At 42.0% G+C, this 660-nt stretch carries 1 protein-coding gene; it reads left to right on the top strand.

Translation table 11 applies throughout. The features are described 5' to 3' along the window. Positions 1-212: 212 nt before the first annotated feature. A partial coding sequence (locus tag A3738_RS08750; protein ID WP_068763535.1) for a tyrosine-type recombinase/integrase occupies positions 213-660 on the top strand: 448 nt, incomplete at its 3' end.

The raw sequence follows: 660 nt of genomic DNA on the forward strand, positions 1-660 counted from the left end.
GAATCAAACGAAGCTTCTTCTCATGTTTTTTCTGGATGCCGGAGGTACTTCCAGAGTCATAAAACTTCTGAAGCCCTTTGTGGAGGAAGCTTTTAATCATGGCGCAAGTGTAACCCAAAAGGTTTCAGCATGCCAAACTTTAGTATTGTCCATAATGTTTCTCGTGCTTGATCGATAAGGCACATTAATGAACGAAGTTTTGGAGGTAAGTTATGTATTTCTCTGAGAAAAAATCGAAACGCGAACCTTGGAACAAAGGGAAACTGGTAGGCCAAAAACTACCATTGAAACAAGAGCACATATGGGCAATCAGAACACGGCTGGAGATGGCTGGAAAACTAAGAGACTTAGCGTTATTTAACTTGGCTTTAGACAGCAAACTACGCGGATGCGACTTGGTTAAACTCATGGTTCGAGATATCGCCCGTAATTCCGAAGTGATGGTTAGAGCGCAAGTCATCCAACAAAAGACACAACATCCAGTCGTTTTTGAAATCACAAGAAAGACCCGAGAGACAATAGCGAACTGGATTGAAAGTCGTTCGCTAAGCTCCCTAGAGTATCTATTTCCTAGCAGATCAAAATTAGGAGGACATATTACAACTCGTCATTATGGCCGTATCGTAAAAAGCTGGGTGACTAGCATAGATCTCGATCCAA

The sequence above is a fragment of the Oleiphilus sp. HI0066 genome (genome assembly GCF_001635725.1).